The sequence below is a fragment of the Providencia sp. PROV174 genome, assembly GCF_028480685.1.
GTDB lineage: Bacteria > Pseudomonadota > Gammaproteobacteria > Enterobacterales > Enterobacteriaceae > Providencia > Providencia rettgeri.
The window spans coordinates 48,174-65,762 of record NZ_JAMPOT010000014.1; the positions used below are offsets into that span (position 1 = coordinate 48,174).

At 36.4% G+C, this 17,589-nt stretch carries 8 protein-coding genes and 1 pseudogene; 7 read left to right on the forward strand and 2 right to left on the reverse strand.

Annotated features, from left to right (window positions below; genetic code table 11):
• Positions 1-9 precede the first annotated feature (9 nt).
• Complete coding sequence (gene relA, locus PSE60_RS13190) at positions 10-2,241, forward strand: GTP diphosphokinase (protein ID WP_272665700.1); 2,232 nt, start codon at positions 10-12, stop codon at positions 2,239-2,241.
• A gap of 312 nt (positions 2,242-2,553) precedes the next feature.
• Positions 2,554-3,348 carry a nucleoside triphosphate pyrophosphohydrolase gene (gene mazG / locus PSE60_RS13195; protein ID WP_272665701.1) on the forward strand — a complete coding sequence of 265 codons (795 nt, stop codon included), beginning with the start codon at positions 2,554-2,556 and terminating at the stop codon, positions 3,346-3,348.
• Positions 3,349-3,466: 118 nt separating this feature from the next.
• Here mazG and PSE60_RS13200 read toward each other — a convergent pair.
• Positions 3,467-4,381, reverse strand: a pseudogene (locus tag PSE60_RS13200) (Rpn family recombination-promoting nuclease/putative transposase).
• A gap of 542 nt (positions 4,382-4,923) precedes the next feature.
• Here PSE60_RS13200 and pyrG point away from each other — a divergent pair.
• The 3 genes from pyrG to PSE60_RS13215 all read left to right on the forward strand — a co-directional run bounded on the left by pyrG (position 4,924) and on the right by PSE60_RS13215 (position 9,800).
• Positions 4,924-6,561 (forward strand): glutamine hydrolyzing CTP synthase, encoded by a 1,638-nt coding sequence (gene pyrG, locus PSE60_RS13205; protein WP_210836118.1) that lies wholly within the window; start codon positions 4,924-4,926, stop codon positions 6,559-6,561.
• Between the two features lie 65 nt (positions 6,562-6,626).
• A complete protein-coding gene (eno, locus tag PSE60_RS13210; RefSeq protein WP_004260453.1) occupies positions 6,627-7,928 on the forward strand; it encodes a phosphopyruvate hydratase in 1,302 nt (433 codons plus the stop codon).
• Positions 7,929-8,414: 486 nt separating this feature from the next.
• The gene (locus PSE60_RS13215) at positions 8,415-9,800 is read left to right on the forward strand and encodes a DASS family sodium-coupled anion symporter (RefSeq protein ID WP_004913667.1); all 1,386 of its coding nucleotides are present in this window, start codon (positions 8,415-8,417) and stop codon (positions 9,798-9,800) included.
• Between the two features lie 118 nt (positions 9,801-9,918).
• On the opposite strand, the gene PSE60_RS13220 is transcribed toward PSE60_RS13215, so the two are convergent.
• Positions 9,919-10,848, reverse strand: coding sequence for a two-partner secretion domain-containing protein (locus PSE60_RS13220; protein WP_272665702.1), 930 nt, complete (start codon positions 10,846-10,848; stop codon positions 9,919-9,921).
• A gap of 191 nt (positions 10,849-11,039) precedes the next feature.
• Here PSE60_RS13220 and PSE60_RS13225 point away from each other — a divergent pair, with 191 nt between their 5' ends.
• Together PSE60_RS13225 and PSE60_RS13230 are read left to right on the forward strand one after the other, a co-directional pair.
• Positions 11,040-15,467 carry a TcdA/TcdB pore-forming domain-containing protein gene (locus tag PSE60_RS13225; RefSeq protein WP_272665703.1) on the forward strand — a complete coding sequence of 1,476 codons (4,428 nt, stop codon included), beginning with the start codon at positions 11,040-11,042 and terminating at the stop codon, positions 15,465-15,467.
• Between the two features lie 65 nt (positions 15,468-15,532).
• Positions 15,533-17,044, forward strand: a complete 1,512-nt coding sequence (locus PSE60_RS13230; RefSeq protein ID WP_272665704.1) for a hypothetical protein — start codon at positions 15,533-15,535, stop codon at positions 17,042-17,044.
• Positions 17,045-17,589: the final 545 nt, after the last annotated feature.

Genomic DNA, 17,589 nt, shown 5'->3' on the forward strand with positions numbered 1-17,589 from the left:
GGAGAATATATGGTTGCAGTAAGAAGTGCGCATCTTACCCCAGCAGGTGAGTTTGCCCCAGAAAAGTGGGTTAACGGTCTGGGATTGAGCAATAAACAATCAGAAGAAAAGCTCATCCATACCTGGCAATATTGTCACGATAAACTAGCCGGACAAGAAATCGCCCCTCTGTTGCTGTGGCGCGGTATTGAAATGACCGAAATCCTATCGACATTAAGTATGGATATCGGCAGCTTACAAGCAGCTTTACTTTTTCCCTTAGTGGAAGAGGGGAAGTTGGAAGAGCAAGAAGTTATTGATGAATTTGGTCAATCCATTCATGAGCTCGTTAAAGGCGTGCTGGAAATGGATGCGATTCGTCAACTCAAAGCCACGCAATCGAGTGAAACAAGTTCGACACAAGTCGATAATATTCGCCGTATGCTATTGTCGATGGTGGAAGATTTCCGCTGCGTTGTCATTAAATTAGCGGAACGAATTGCACATTTACGTGAAGTCAAAGATGCAACTGAAGATGAGCGCGTTTTAGCGGCTAAAGAGTGCTCAAATATTTATGCCCCCCTAGCAAATCGCTTAGGAATTGGGCAATTGAAATGGGAGTTAGAAGACTTCTGTTTCCGTTATTTGCATCCCGATGAATATAAGAAAATCGCAAAGCTTCTCCATGAACGTCGTATTGACCGTGAAGAGTATATAGATACTTTTGTTACAACCTTACGTAAATACATGTTAAAAGAGAGTATTCAAGCAGATATCTACGGCCGGCCTAAGCATATTTATAGCATTTGGCGTAAAATGCAGAAAAAATCATTGGCATTTGATGAACTGTTTGATGTGCGAGCAGTGCGTATTGTCGTTGAACGTTTGCAAGATTGTTATGCTGCGTTAGGGATTGTACATACCCATTTTCGCCATCTTCCTGATGAATTTGATGACTATGTGGCGAACCCGAAACCTAATGGTTATCAATCTATTCATACAGTAGTGTTAGGGCCAAACGGCAAAACGCTTGAAATTCAAATTCGCACCCGCCAAATGCATGAAGATGCAGAGCTGGGGGTCGCGGCCCATTGGAAATACAAAGAGGGCGCGACTGGCATTGGCAAAGGCAGTAGTTACGAAAACCGCATTGCATGGTTACGTAAGCTGATCGCATGGCAAGAAGAAATGGCAGATTCTGGCGAAATGCTAGATGAAGTTCGTAGCCAAGTGTTTGATGATAGAGTGTATGTCTTTACTCCAAAAGGGGATGTGGTGGATTTACCAGCAGGCTCGACACCACTTGATTTTGCTTATCATATTCACAGTGATGTCGGTCACCGTTGTATTGGTGCAAAAATAGGTGGGCGTATTGTCCCATTTAGCTATCAATTACAAATGGGCGATCAAATTGAAATTATTACTCAAAAGCATCCAAATCCAAGCCGCGACTGGTTAAACCCTAATTTAGGATATGTCACAACCAGCCGTGGGCGAGCTAAAATCCAAAATTGGTTCCGCAAACAAGATAGAGATAAAAACATCCTTGCAGGGCGTCAAATTTTAGATAGCGAACTATCACAGCTTGATATCAGCCTTCGTGAAGCAGAAAAACTACTAATCGCACGCTACAATGTTCATTCATTGGATGAGGTTTTGGCTGGAATTGGCGGCGGTGATATTCGTATCAACCAATTAGTGAATTTCCTGCAAAGCAAATTTAATAAAGCCACTGCCGAAGAAGAAGACCGTGCGGCAATGAAGACATTAGAAAGTAAGTCTTCACTCCCAAGAGCACCATCTCATGGTAGCGGTCGAGTGGTGGTTGAAGGGGTTGGTAACCTAATGCACCATATTGCACGCTGCTGCCAGCCAATTCCAGGGGATGAAATTGTCGGTTTTATCACGAAAGGACGAGGTATTTCTATTCACAGTGCAGACTGCGAACAATTAGCTGAGCTGCAAAGCCATGCACCAGAACGCGTAATAGATGCAGTCTGGGGAGAAAACTACTCGAGTGGTTATTCTCTCGTGGTTAGAGTTATAGCTAATGACCGTAGCGGCTTGCTGCGTGATATCACGACAATATTAGCAAATGAGAAAGTCAATGTGCTTGGTGTCAGTAGCCGCAGTGATGTAAAACAGCAATTGGCAACGATAGATATGACTATTGAGCTGTATAACATTGAGGTGCTGAGTCGGGTGTTAGCTAAGCTGAATCAGTTGCCGGATGTTATAGAAGCAAAACGTCATTCTCAGTGATTTTCTTCATATTTTGAGTTGTAGGGGTGTTGGCTGCGCTTAGTTACTCGGGTCACATACTTGTGTATGCTCCCCGAGATATCTTCGCTTGCCGCCTACCTACAATTCAAACTATTTTGAAAATCGGTATATTTATATTCTAAAAATCCCTCTCTTCATGTTTTTAATTATTCTTTTCTATACAACTTCTGTTTCTTCATGAGTTAGTTAGCAAAAATTTATTTTTTTGGGAAAAATTTGTCGATTGCTCATCAACTCTGATAAGTTTGGGATAAAGGACAACTAGAAACAAAAAAATTAAAGGTTAATACAATGAGTCAGGCAAATCTTCAAATCGAACGTTTATTATCAATTATGAAGCAGCTTCGAGATCCGCAAACAGGCTGTCCATGGGACAAAGTGCAAACGTTTAAAACGATTGCGCCTTATACACTTGAAGAAACCTATGAAGTGCTTGATGCGATAGAACGTGAAGATTTTGACGACTTAAAAGGTGAGTTGGGAGACCTGTTATTCCAAATCGTTTTCTATGCGCAAATGGCGAATGAAAATTCATTGTTTGATTTCAATGATATTTGCCAAGCGGTGAGTGACAAGCTCGAATATCGCCACCCTCATATTTTTGATGCCAATAATACATTGAGTAGTGCTGAAGTGATTGATGGTTGGGAAAAGCGCAAGTCGAAGGAACGAGCTGTAAAAGCCCAATTTTCGGTATTAGATGATATTCCAAATTCATTACCTGCCTTGATGAAAGCCTATAAAATTCAAAAGCGCTGTGCTTCCGTGGGTTTTGATTGGGATACCCTTGGTCCAGTGGTTGGGAAAGTCCAGGAAGAACTTGAAGAAGTGATGGAAGAAGCCACTCAGGTGGTTATTGATGGTGCGCGTCTTGAAGAGGAAATTGGTGATTTACTGTTTGCGACGGTTAACTTATCTCGCCATTTAGGCCACAAGCCCGAAATTGCCCTGCAAAAAGCATGCAGTAAATTTGAACGACGTTTTAGGCAAATAGAAAAAAGTTTATCTGAAAGTGGCAAGTCTACAGAAAGTGCTACACTTGAGGAGATGGAGGCGCTTTGGCAGCAAATTAAGAGCCAAGAGTGACTGTAGTTATATTTCCCTCATGGCTTATTAGTGACGTTAGCTTACTTATGTTTTAGCTAGTTACCAGAGTATAGCCATACTTGCCACCAAGCTGTAACTCGAATTAGTCAGGATATAGTTATAGTAATTCGAGTATCTCATTTTTACTTAGGTTTGTGCTTTCCATAATTAGCTCAAGAGGAACACCTGCCTTTAATAATTTAGAGGCAATTGCTAGTTGAGTTGCTTCACGACCTTCTTCCCTACCTTCCTCTCGACCTTCTATACGTCCTTGGTCTTTCAAGCGTTCTGCTATGTTCATAACAACTCCTTGATGACTATGAATTTGATTCGTTAGCTCTTTTACAATGCTAACAAAATCATGCGAATCAATAGTATAAAACCAGTAATAGAATATTTTGTCTATGTCATCTTCATCATTATAGTCTTGATTTATTGCTTGGGCTAGATGGGCGATTATCTGGTTAACGTCATCCCGCAAATTTTTATGTTTCATGGCTAGTTCCATCACGGCAATTTTGCGGTGCTTTAGCAGTTCGTTATCATCAATTACGGTCACATCAATTAAGGGAAGAGAATTAAAATAAAAATTATTCGCAAGTTCTGGATATTGGAAACAGTCTGTCCATAACTGAGAGTAAGGGTAAGGTGTGGTTTTTCCATTATAAAATAGCATTGGAATGACAAAAGGTAGTGTTTTGTGGCCTTGCTGTAAATGTTGGCTCATAGCCTGAAATGCATAGTGCATAAGACGCCAAGGCATCAGTTTATCAGGCACTGATTGATGTTCGACGAGAACATAAATATAGCTATCTCCATGAGTAGTCTCGACAGAGTACAGGACGTCAGATAAGCGAGAGCGCAGTTTAAGGTCAATGAATGATGAGTTAGTTAATTCTAATGTATCAAAATTACACAGTTATTTAATATTTACAGGCAAATGAACATCAAAAAAATCTCGTGCATTACTAATTTTTGACATGAAGCCTTTGAATACTGAATCATGTGGGGTGTTATGGTAATCATTCGTCATGTTGAAAGTTTTCCCATTTGTCCAATGACCCAATATTAACTAAATATTAGTGTAAATATAAAAAAGTTAATCCTAAAAACACAAGTGGTATTTAATGTAACATGTTGTAGTGGCTGATGTTTTTTCACTTAGGTATTAGTGCTTCAAGGCGATATCTATGCTGATACGTTTTTAGAAACACTCAGATTAAAGCTTCAAAAACAGTGAGTGAACTAGCATTTTTGGATGTTAAATGCTAGGTTGAAGAGTAAATAGTTATTCAAAATCAAAGTTAGTGCAGAATCGCATTTTTTATACTATACAATGAGCTGAAAGGATTTAGCTTTTGCATTTGAACTGTGTTAATCTATGAAAATAGACAAAGATGACTAATTTTGAAGCGATAAATAATTTTCGCTTTTAACTTGCTGATAATATTAGAGTATTGATGAAATTTAGCCTTATTATGCTTAGAACATTTGTAGCGAAATTAAGGTTCGGGTATACTGTTTTCCCGTCCTGTTATATCCATCATCTTTTAAACCTAAACTTTCAGGTTCAGCATGAAAACTAATTATATTTTTGTGACCGGCGGGGTCGTATCCTCTCTGGGTAAAGGCATTGCCGCAGCCTCTTTGGCGGCTATACTCGAAGCCCGTGGACTCAACGTGACTATTATGAAACTGGATCCCTACATCAACGTAGATCCAGGCACAATGAGCCCAACCCAACACGGGGAAGTTTTCGTTACAGAAGACGGCGCTGAAACTGACTTAGATTTGGGTCATTATGAGCGCTTCATCCGTACTAAAATGACTCGTCGTAATAACTTTACGACTGGGCGTGTTTACTCTGAAGTTCTGCGTAAAGAGCGCCGTGGCGACTACTTAGGCGCTACAATTCAAGTTATCCCTCATATCACTAATGAAATTAAAGACCGTATCATCCGTGGTGGCGAAGGCCATGACGTTGTTTTGGTTGAAGTTGGTGGTACAGTGGGTGATATTGAATCATTGCCATTCCTTGAAGCGATTCGTCAAATGGCTGCAGAAGTCGGCCGTGAGCGCACTTTATATTTGCACTTAACATTAGTGCCTTACCTTGCAGCTGCTGGTGAAGTGAAAACTAAGCCAACTCAACATTCTGTGAAAGAATTGCTGTCAATTGGTATCCAGCCAGACGTGTTAATCTGTCGCTCAGACAGAGTGATCCCTGCAAATGAACGTGCAAAAATCGCATTGTTCTGTAATGTGCCAGAGAAAGCGGTTATTTCTCTCAAAGACGTTGATTCAATTTATAAAATTCCAGCCTTGTTAAAATCACAAGGTTTGGATGAATACATCTGTAACCGCTTCCGCATTGATGCGCCAGAAGCTAATTTATCTGAGTGGGAACAAGTTATTTACGAAGAAGCTAATCCTGCAGGTGAAGTCACCATCGGAATGGTTGGTAAATATGTTGAGTTACCAGATGCGTATAAATCTGTAATTGAAGCATTAAAACACGGTGGCTTGAAAAACCGTTTAACTGTGAACATCAAATTGATTGATTCACAAGATATCGAAACGCGTGGTGTTGAGTTACTTAAAGATTTAGATGCTATTTTAGTACCAGGCGGTTTTGGTGAGCGTGGTGTTGAAGGTAAAATTCTGACTGCTCAATATGCACGTGAAAACAAGATTCCTTACTTAGGGATTTGTTTGGGTATGCAAGTTGCCTTGATTGAATTTGCACGTAATGTGGCCAATATGGCAGATGCAAATTCAACAGAATTTAAAGCGGATTGTAAATTCCCTGTTGTTGCGTTAATTACAGAATGGCGTGACGAAGAAGGAAACCTTGAAGTGCGTTCAGAAGAGAGCGACCTTGGTGGAACAATGCGTGTTGGTAGTCAACCATGCCACCTAGTGAATGGTAGTCTTGTACGTGAGATGTATGGTTCAGAAACCATTATTGAACGTCACCGTCACCGTTATGAAGTGAACAACTTACTGCTTAAACGCATTGAAGATGCGGGCCTGAAAATTGCAGGCCGTTCAGTAGATAACAAGCTGGTGGAAATTATTGAAAACCCAAATCATCCATGGTTTGTGGCTTGTCAGTTCCACCCAGAGTTCACCTCTACACCAAGAGATGGTCATCCGTTGTTTGCAGGTTTTGTTAAAGCCGCTGGTAAGTACCAGAAAGGTGAGTTGAAATAAGATATGGGGAAGTCGGCGCAGGTGCACCAACTTCCCAAAATTTAACTTGTACTGAGGAAAACCTAATGTCCAAAATTGTTAAAGTGATCGGTCGTGAAATCATTGACTCTCGTGGTAACCCAACTGTAGAAGCTGAAGTTCATTTAGAAGGTGGCTTTGTTGGTTTAGCTGCAGCACCATCAGGTGCGTCAACAGGTTCTCGTGAAGCTCTGGAACTGCGTGACGGTGATAAAGCACGTTTCCTGGGTAAAGGTGTTCTGAAAGCAGTTGCTGCTGTTAATGGTCCAATTGCAGAAGCACTGATCGGTAAAGATGCTAAAGACCAAGCTAATATCGATAAAATCATGATTGATCTCGATGGCACTGAGAACAAATCTAAATTTGGTGCAAACGCAATTCTGGCTGTATCTTTAGCAAATGCTAAAGCAGCTGCGGCAGCGAAAGGTATGCCTCTGTATGAGCACATTTCTGACCTGAATGGTACTCACGGCCAATACTCTATGCCTCTGCCTATGATGAACATCATCAATGGTGGTGAGCACGCAGATAACAACGTTGATATCCAAGAATTCATGATCCAGCCTGTTGGCGCACCAACGCTGAAAGAAGCTGTTCGTATGGGCTCTGAAATTTTCCATCACTTAGCAAAAGTACTGAAATCTAAAGGTATGAATACAGCTGTAGGCGATGAAGGTGGTTATGCACCTAACTTAGAGTCAAACGCAGCGGCATTAGCAGCAATTAAAGAAGCGGTTGAGCAAGCAGGTTATGTGTTAGGTAAAGACGTAACACTGGCAATGGACTGTGCAGCATCTGAGTTCTATAACGCAGAAACAGGCAATTATGAGCTGAAAGGCGAAGGCAAAACCTTCACTTCACAAGAGTTCACCCACTATTTAGAAGAACTGACTAAACAGTACCCAATCGTGTCTATCGAAGATGGTCTGAATGAGTCTGACTGGGATGGTTTCGCATACCAAACTAAAGTTCTTGGTGACAAAATCCAACTGGTTGGTGACGACCTGTTTGTAACGAACACTAAGATCTTGAAAGAAGGTATCGATAAAGGCATTGCTAACTCTATTCTGATCAAATTCAACCAAATTGGTTCTTTAACTGAAACTTTGGCTGCAATTAAAATGGCGAAAGATGCAGGCTATACAGCTGTTATCTCTCACCGTTCAGGCGAAACTGAAGATGCAACTATCGCAGATTTAGCAGTCGGTACAGCTGCAGGCCAAATCAAAACGGGTTCAATGAGCCGTTCTGACCGTGTTGCTAAATATAACCAACTGATTCGTATTGAAGAAGCATTAGGTAAAAATGCACCATTCAATGGCTTAAAAGAAGTTAAAGGCCAAGCGTAATTTTAGTTCGTTAACAAATTTATACTAAAGGAAGCCGATGGCTTCCTTTTTTTCGACTGAAATCTTTGCTGAGGACGCTATTTTTACTATATATTCCCAGTAATTTATGATTACCTCTAATGTATCGCAATAAATTTGGTTGGATTTTTAGTAAGCTTAATGATTGATTAGCCTTTTATTGCCCCTCCTTATATTTAATAATTAATTTAAAATCAATCTATTAGATAGATGATTGATATGCGTATTTTTAGAAATAATATGCTAATTTATAGTGACTATTTTAGTATTTAATTCTTCGTTTTTTACGAATGGATAGGTAGGTTTTTCGGAGTTTATATGGAAAACGATTAAATTATACGGTGTAGATCGCACTTTTACTTCCTCCACATTTTAATTTCATACAATTAACTTTATATTCCAGCTCTTGCAAAAAAACATTAACAATAATACTCGAAAATAATTTGCTTCCGAGCTAATGGAGTTTACATGGACGCTTCCGAATCCCTACAACCAGCGGTCAGCCCGACCCCATCCAATAAACGGGGTTGGATCATTTTAGCGGTTGATATTGTTCTTCTGATCTTACTTTTAAAATATTTACCTTTTGATGACAAGGCAAATGCAGGCCTTGCAATGATGGTTTTTATCGGTGTGCTTTGGCTAACTGAAGCTATCCATGTCACTATTACTGCACTTTGTATCCCTATCCTAGCGGTTGGGCTTGGATTAATGAATACTGGGGAAGCGCTTAAATCATTCGCAAACCCAATTATTTTCCTATTCTTCGGTGGTTTTGCTTTAGCGACGGCTTTGCATATTCAGGGCTTAGACCGTCTAATTGCTAACCGCTTATTAATGGCTGCACGTGGTCGTTTATCAGTCGCAGTATTACTGTTGTTTGGTGTTACCGCGCTGCTATCAATGTGGATTAGTAACACAGCAACTGCTGCAATGATGTTACCCCTTGTATTAGGTATTTTATCTAACCTCGATGTTCGTCATGAACGTAATACGTTTGTGTTTGTTTTATTAGGTGTTGCTTATAGTGCCAGTATTGGTGGTCTAGGAACTATTGTGGGTAGCCCACCAAACGCGATTGCCGCTGCTGCGTTAGGTTTAGATTTCTTATCGTGGATGAAATACGGTATTCCTATCATGGTCGTGTTACTGCCTATGATGTTTGTGTTGATGTACATGATGTTACGTCCGAATTTGAAGCACCGTTTTGAAATTGAATTAGAGCACGTTAAATGGAATGGCAAACGTATTACAGCAATGGGGATTTTCCTGTTTGCGGTAGTTTGCTGGATCACCAGTACGTTTATTAGTGAAGCACTTGGTGGTGTGAAGGATCTCGACACCATTATTGCTATGATTGCTGCAATTTTGATTGGTATAACAGGGGTTGCTAGTTGGTCACAAATCCAAAAAAATACCGAGTGGGGTGTATTGATGCTGTTCGGTGGGGGATTGACTCTCAGTGCAATTTTAAGTTCTTCAGGCGCAAGTAAAATTATGGCTGACTGGATGCAGATGACATTTGGGACAAGTCATTGGTTTGTGATTATCTTAGCGGTAACAACCTTTATTATTATCCTGACTGAATTCACTAGTAACACGGCAAGTGCTGCCCTGTTAGTGCCTATTTTTGCTACTGTAGCAGAAGCATTAGGTATGCCAGTTATTGTGTTAACGATGATTATTGGTATTGGTGCCTCTTGTGCGTTTATGTTACCTGTTGCGACTCCGCCAAATGCGATTGTATTCGGTTCTGGTTATATCAGGCAAATTGAAATGGTACGAGTTGGTGCAGTTCTGAACGTAGCGTGTATTATTGTTATCTCTCTATTTGCTTGGTTCTTTTGGCTATAAAGCAAACAAGAAAAATCACTAAATTGATTTTAGCTAAAAGTATAAAGTGAGAGAAACGCATTTTTACCTCACTTTCCCAACGACCTTACGGGCTCATTTTTAATGAGCCCGTTTTTCATTACTGTGCGACAAGCACTTGCTGGTTTTTCCCTATCTGTATTTTACCTGTGCCGTGCATTACAAAATCACTGTCGCCACGTAATGAAAAATTCATTGTTTGTATCAAACCTTTGACATCAATTGTATTTTGAGGGCAAAGAAAACTGTCTTTACATTGATATTGATGACTCTCAAATGAGATGATTCGGCCTAATAGCTTGGTATTTTCTCCCAGTTCTAATTGGCTGCCTTGGCTATAAGGGGTGTCTGTTTTAAATTTAGTACCTGAGTGAAGCACAGCTTCTCGTGGGGAAATTGAAGCACTTCCGGATGTACTCAGATAATTTTGAACTGCAGCTGTAATATTTAGTGCATTTTGTAGTTTTATACGATCGGCGAACACATTCAGTTTAGAAAGCTGCAACGGGCTGGCATGCTGTTGGCTGATGTTGATTTGGCTTGCGGGGCTAACTGAGAATTTTAATTGGCTGTATTCATCTAGTGCTTTTGCTTCAAGCTGCTTCGTTTCTTTATTTTTAACATATTGTTTTTCTAACTTACCTGCAATTAAAGATAAGCTATTAATATTACTTATGGAGCCATCAGCCCAAGAGATCCCATTGGGATTAGCGATAATAAGATTCGCAGCTTGTCCTTTAATACCGAGGACACCTTTAATTTTACTTTCTTCTGTTCCTGTTACTTCAGCCAATATCAGTTTTGCAGCTTTGTTTGCAAGCTGATCATTATCACTAATATCATTGTTAAAAATAAGACCATACTCATTAGAAGATAAACTTTCAAAAGTATTAAATGAAATATTGTTTTTTAGAGGGGCTTCTATATTAATAACTTTTGCTTTAGATACATCAGCTTGAGAAAGAGAGGAGATAGTGAAAATAGATAAAAAAGAACTTGTTAGAATGATAAATTGCATTTTTTTATTCATTACATTTCCTTGTAATAACAACCCTATAGATATGACATAATATAATCTATTTTATTTTTAATTAGCATATTAAAAAATATTATAGGAGTTATAAAAAATAATTATTTTAAATTTTAAGGGTTCATGATTTATTGCTAAATTGTATTTTACGAGGATTTAACTATTTTTATTTGTAATTAAAAGGAATTTATATGCTGAAATTAAAAGATATGGATAAAAGTCAATTTATTGAACAAGCAATTAATGATGCAAAATTAAAATTAGGAACGGTTAGTGGGGTAAGAGTAAAAAACAGAGTAGCAAGTGCAGATATTAAATCATTTAAGTCACACCCTTCAATATTTATGATGGAAAATGCAATTAGTGTTGATAGTTTTATTAGAACTGATGTTCAGACATCTAAAGGTGATGTTCAATTCGTTAAAGTTGGTAGTTATTCCTATGAACTAGAGATTGTGATTAATACGGCGGAAAAAGAGCCATCAATGATGATTGAGTCATATTTATTAGGATATAACGGCAATGATCAGAAAAATAAATCACCCGCCTTTATTGATATACCCAAGCACCCATCTAAGGCAAAATTTTTATTTACACATACACTTTCAGGCAGTTCTGTGATCGTTACTGAACTAAATGAAACAACCTACCGAGTCTATCATGATGGTAGAATCAATAGTTCGATTCTTTATGATAATGTAGTGATGGCTGTAGATTACAAAGATTACAGTATAAAAAATACTGATGAGACGCTTGGAATGGTCTATATGCAATATGAAAATGGCGCCTGGAAATTAATATTACAGAAACAGGAATATAAAATAATTGGAGGAGTACCAATAATTAGCTTGCGAGAAGATAAAATACCATTATTAGTACAAAATCCATTAATTAAAAACCAGAAAGAAAATATTAGAAAATTTAAACTAGAAAGAGATATAAAACATCAAAAATTAATTGAAGCAGCAGAGTTTCTTGGTATTAATACCGATGCAATGTCTAAAATTAAAGAACAAAGTGGTGATTTATCATCAGATGCTGCTGTGATAAAGTCTTGGATTAAATTTATTAGAAATATAAGGAAGGTGGTTGATGTTAAACTACGTGAAAAACGTATAAAGATTGATAATTTTAAAGAACAATTGAGTGGAATGAAGCCTAATTTACCTAGAAGAAGAGACGAGTATGATAAAATAAAGAAAAGTATAGCTGATATTGAAAAGGGAAGTGACTATTTAAAATTAAAATTTAATAAACTATTGTCTGATTCACTAATCATTGAAAGTAATGACCTCTGGTTGAAAATAAAAAATAGTGAAGGCATAAATTCAATTATAGAAAATAGATATGATAAGTCTATTGGAGCAGGTAAAGATGTGGACAAAATAACTACAATAGAACAGCGTTTTAGAAATTTACTTATGGAGGATTCTAACCGTAACAATAGCTTTTTTTTTCAGGGTTATAACAATTATAATAAAGTAATCATCCCTTATTCTCTAGAAGGATTATCATCATTAGAACTAAAAAAAATATATATAAATAATAATTTGTTAATGGAGCAAAAAGGTGCATTAAGCCATTATATAGAAATTGAATTTGAAAAAGAGATTATTGCAATTATTTTGAAAAAAAGTGATGATATTAAGGATTTTTTTTATCATTCAGGTAGCGAAAATATACGTTTAATTCCTCAAGATTTTTATTTATTATCTGTAAAAGATAATAGTGGTGGTCGTTGTTATCCATTGGTTAGAGCGATGGCTGTCGCATTGGCTAAAAAAGGAAGAATTGACTCAGATCATCTAATAGATAAGTTATTTTATGCGATGTCATCACCTAACGATGCCAGTTCTAAACAATTAAAATTGGGGCTAATTGCTTTACATTCCAATATATTTGCTAGCCAAGCATCTTCTTCAAATGGTGTGTTAAATTTAATAGAAATTCAACAAATATTTTCTGAGTCTGGTGAAACTTTAATGTGTTCGCTGAATACAATAAACCATGCAATGTTACTAGGTAAAACGATAAGTGAAGAAAGAACAGTATATTATTTTTATGATCCTAATTTTGGTATTTTTGAATTTAGTGATGAGGTAAAGCTATTTCATGCACTTAAAGAATATATGTTAAAAAATAAGCTGGATAATATCTATAATGCGATGGGAAATGAAAAAGAACCTAAATTTGAATTAATTACTATAGATATAGAAAAAATGGCTAATGTTCCTATTGGTGCAGGTTTAATTGTTGATGATTTACATAATCCAGAACAATTAAGTACTATCAGTGAGCGACGAGAAAAAGTAAGTTTATTCGCGGAGCATGAAAATAGAGTTACTGATGATTTACAGCTACAAGCCTCATTACAACTTATTGATGCTAAGCAGTGGGGAGAAAGAATTGACAAGGCTATAAAGCTGATTGGTGCTAAATATCAGCTTGATAATAAATGGTTAATAAATTTTTCTAACATTAGAAATACCTCGAAAGATAATTATCTAATACAATTTATTCACCAAGAAAAAGAAGTTGAATCTCGCTGGATAGAGACCTCAGATAATACATTTTTAGAATTCTCTAACTATTTTAATCAACAAATAGATGAACTGAAAAACTACCATAGTCTGCCAAAGTATGGGAAAGAGAGGAGCGATGAGGAGTACTCCATAGAAGGCTTAAATATGGGAATTGCAGTTCAAGTATTAATTCAATGGGCGGATAATAAAAAAAGAAATACCGTGCTAGGTGTTGAAGATAATTTAGGGGTTGCATTAAAAATACACTGTTATGTCAATTACGCGATGATAGTAGATGGCAATGCAAATGATATGTTTAAAATAGCCAATATTGTTAAGTCATTATGGCGAAATGAGGAAATTGCATATAAGAATAGTATGGATACTTTCACATCGAGTATTGCCCGTAGTGAAAATAACGGGATAGGAATTATGTTTAATGGTGTATTAGTTGGGCTGGATATTTATGAACTAACGCAGTCAGATACAGAAATGCAACAAGCGATTTTTGGAACACAATTGGCGTTTGATTCTGCATCACTGACACTTGGCCTTACATCAATATCGGCAGGAGCAGTTGGTGCAACCGGTATTGCTGCCTTTTGTAGTGCTGGTGGCGTGATAGTAGGGGGCTTAGCGATAGGTTTTAATGCACTTGCTGCCAATTTTGCGGTGATTGCAGAAGATGCTCAAGAGGTGGGGAGATATTTTTATCTGTTAGATAAAGCTTATCAAGGAAATGGGTTTGATTATATCACTGAAAGTAAGCTTTTAGTCGCTAGGCAAGGAGGAGTAGTAGAGCAGGTTGATTTTAAAAATAGTCAAGTGGTCTTTGGTAGTCAGTATATATACCGTTCAGGTGAGCATGAAGCAGGTGGGGGCTATAGAAATTATTTTTTTTGGCCATCATATGCAAATGTGATAAACCATGAACGTGAAAAATCCTTGAATATTCGTGAAGAAATGGGGTACACAGGAAAAAAACATGAGATAGACTTCAATAAGGCAAAAGTTATTATTTTACCTAGTACACCGAAATCTTATATTAATTATGAGCATAATATGTTACCCGGTGCGACTAGCCGGAATGATCGTGGGTTTGATATTTTGAGACGGTTGGAAAAAAGTCAGAAATTTGATTTTGATTATTACACCTTTCCATCTGAATATATTATATCGAAAATACAGCAAGAGTATGTTAAAACCAATATAGATATTATATTAGATAAAGCTGAAAGATATGTTGCTATACCAGTATTACCGAAGGAATGGTATGGGTTATTGAATTATGAGATGCAAGGAGGTGGGGGGATATATAATATCATACTCAATGATGGTGCAGAAATTACGCTATCGAATCAGGATGGTAATGATAATAACTCGAATTGGATTATTAACTCTAGTTTATTATCCAATGATTCAATTAGTTTCTATTCAGGTAAGATAAAAATTGGTGATGCAGTTGTTAATTTTTCGCCCAGTTACCCTATTAATTCGCTAGTTATCATTAGGAAAAATAATGAAATTTGTTCTTTGGATTTGAAGAACCGGAGGCTTGATATCATTTCAGAAGATGCAAGCCAGTGGATAAAAAATCAAGGCTCAGTTAAGGCTCATCTAAGCCAACTCGCGAGGGAAAATAAATTATATGAAAAATATATTACGATAGAAAATTATCAACATAATGGAGTTGATATCGGACGTGCATTTTATGATGTTGAAAAGGATAATATTTTTTATATCGAATCAGGTTATGCATCAGGAAAAACAGCTGTATTATCGGTAGTCGAAGATGGTCTGGCATATATAACCATACCTAATGAGTCGGTTGTTTTTATTATTGATGTTAATTTAAATAAAACATTGATTATGTACTGTTTTGATGATGGATTAAAGGAGGTTAAAAAAGATGTTAAGGTATGGAAAGTAAATAATGGTATTTATATGAGCTGTACCTCAAAAGAGAACGGTAATGAAACTAAGAGTGTATATCAATATATTAATAATACACTCTATCTAATAAGTTACTCAACAGATGACTTTATCCCGGATTTTTTTATTTCAATGGAAGTAATAGAGAAAAAGATAAGTATGTAGAGAGTGGGATAATACAAGTTTCTCCCAAAAAAATGATGCTTAATTATGAGTCCTATGGCGGTAAGTTGGAAAGTAATAATGTAAAGTTAGCCGATACTATTATGATTTATGGGAAGATGAAAAATGGAAAGAAAATACGGTTTTGGTTGAGAGAAAAAGATTGTAAATTAATTAGAGCAAATATAAAAGAAAGCATTATATATGAAATGGTTAATGCCGAAAGTCCAGAAATGAATAATAATAATAGTGGTCATAGAGGTGTATATGAAGATTTAATTTATGTTGGTAGCCAATACAATAATGAAGGTGAGGAGGTGTTTTATTTTTATAATTCGAATAGCCATTTGATATATTGGCAAAAAGGACTACTATCTAACATAATGGATGAAAATGGTCCGATAGCAGAACGAGTCGAGATCGAAGATGTTATTAATATGATTAACTGGGAAGGGCGTTGCATTGCAATAACTGATGAGGGGGGCGTTTATCGTATATCATCTAATGGGAACCCAACGATTATTGCTGTTAATGAACAGTGGTTAAAAAAATACAATAACTGGTTTAATAAATTAACTTCTCGTTTTGGTAATAATTCAATAATTTCAATTTTAGGCTTAACTGATAAGAAAAATGGTCACAGTCTTTATGCTTGGTACGCAGATGAAGGTCTTTTTATTTCCACAGAATTTTATTCGACTAAAGAAATTGTTTTTTTAGGTTATGACAAATCAACTGAATCAATATTTATTTTTGATAAGGGTAATGGGAAGCTATATCTACACAAAAAAATAGATGCTTCAATTGTTAATCAAGCATTTTCACATGATGGTGTTTTAAATTCCCCTGAGTTAATTAATAAACCTAATGATTTATATCCTGATTTTAAAATTAAAAATGCTGAAATAAGCGGGGGGAATTTAATTTTAAAAACAGAAGGCGATAATGTGATTGTTCATGCTATTAATGATTCTGCGATAGGTAACTGCATAGATAAAAAAAGTGCTGTGTTGATTAAATCGGGAAGTAACAATGATGACTTTTTGACGGTAGATGACAATAATAAAGTAAAAAAAATTATTTTTAATGGTAAAGATGGTCATGATACCTATATTGTTAGTGAGTCGATGTGGAAAGAAAATGAAGTAATAATAATTGACAATAATGCTACTGACCTTAAGGTCGATAACCTTATATGGTTACTCACTGATTTTGATGAAGTGGTTATTAATCGAAATAGAGATGATCTTGTTTTTACTGATATGAAATACCAGACCAAATTAATTTTGCGAGAAGTGTTTGGTTCCCGTGCAAAACAATATCAACACCTAAGTATAGCCTTACCAAGTAAAGTGGAAAATATTGAAATTGAAAAACTCATCATGCGGTATCAAGATTATGGGCCTTTTATGCCCTTATCTGCTTATTATGATGATGAGAATGTGACAGCATCTACTTTAGTTGGTTCTATGTCGCTAATTGGGGCTGATAAAGATACCATGCTAGCTAGTGGATTTAAAAAAACGGAATTGTTAAGTAATATAAACAATATGTTTAGTTCTGAAATGACTATATATTAGCGAGAAAAAAATGCCAGTCGAATGACTGGCAACATTTTAATTAGTTATAGAAAATAAAACAACTGGTTGTTTTATTTTCTATCGGTATTTTTCCTGTTTAGCCTATTATAAAATGGCTATCGCCACCTAATGATAAATTAATTTTTATATTTTGAGAGTAAATAAAATTGTTTTACATTGAAATTGATGACTCTCAAATGAGATGATTTGGCTTAATAGCTTGCTATTTTCTCCTATTTCTAATTGGCTACCTTGGCTATAAGGAGGATCTATTTTAAATTTAGTAACGGCATGAAGCACCGCTTCTCAAGGGGAAATAAAAGTACTTCTGGATGTACTCAGATAATTTTGAACTGCAGTCGAAATATTTAGCACATTTTGCACTTTTCTATTCATTACCTTTCCTTGTAATAATAGTTTTAATCTAAGGTTTAAATAATAGTGTGTTTTTTGGTTTTAATACAACAAAAAATATTATAAGTATAGTAAATATTGTTTTTTATTTAATGGATTCAACATATTTAAATTTTTATATTGGTTTCGTT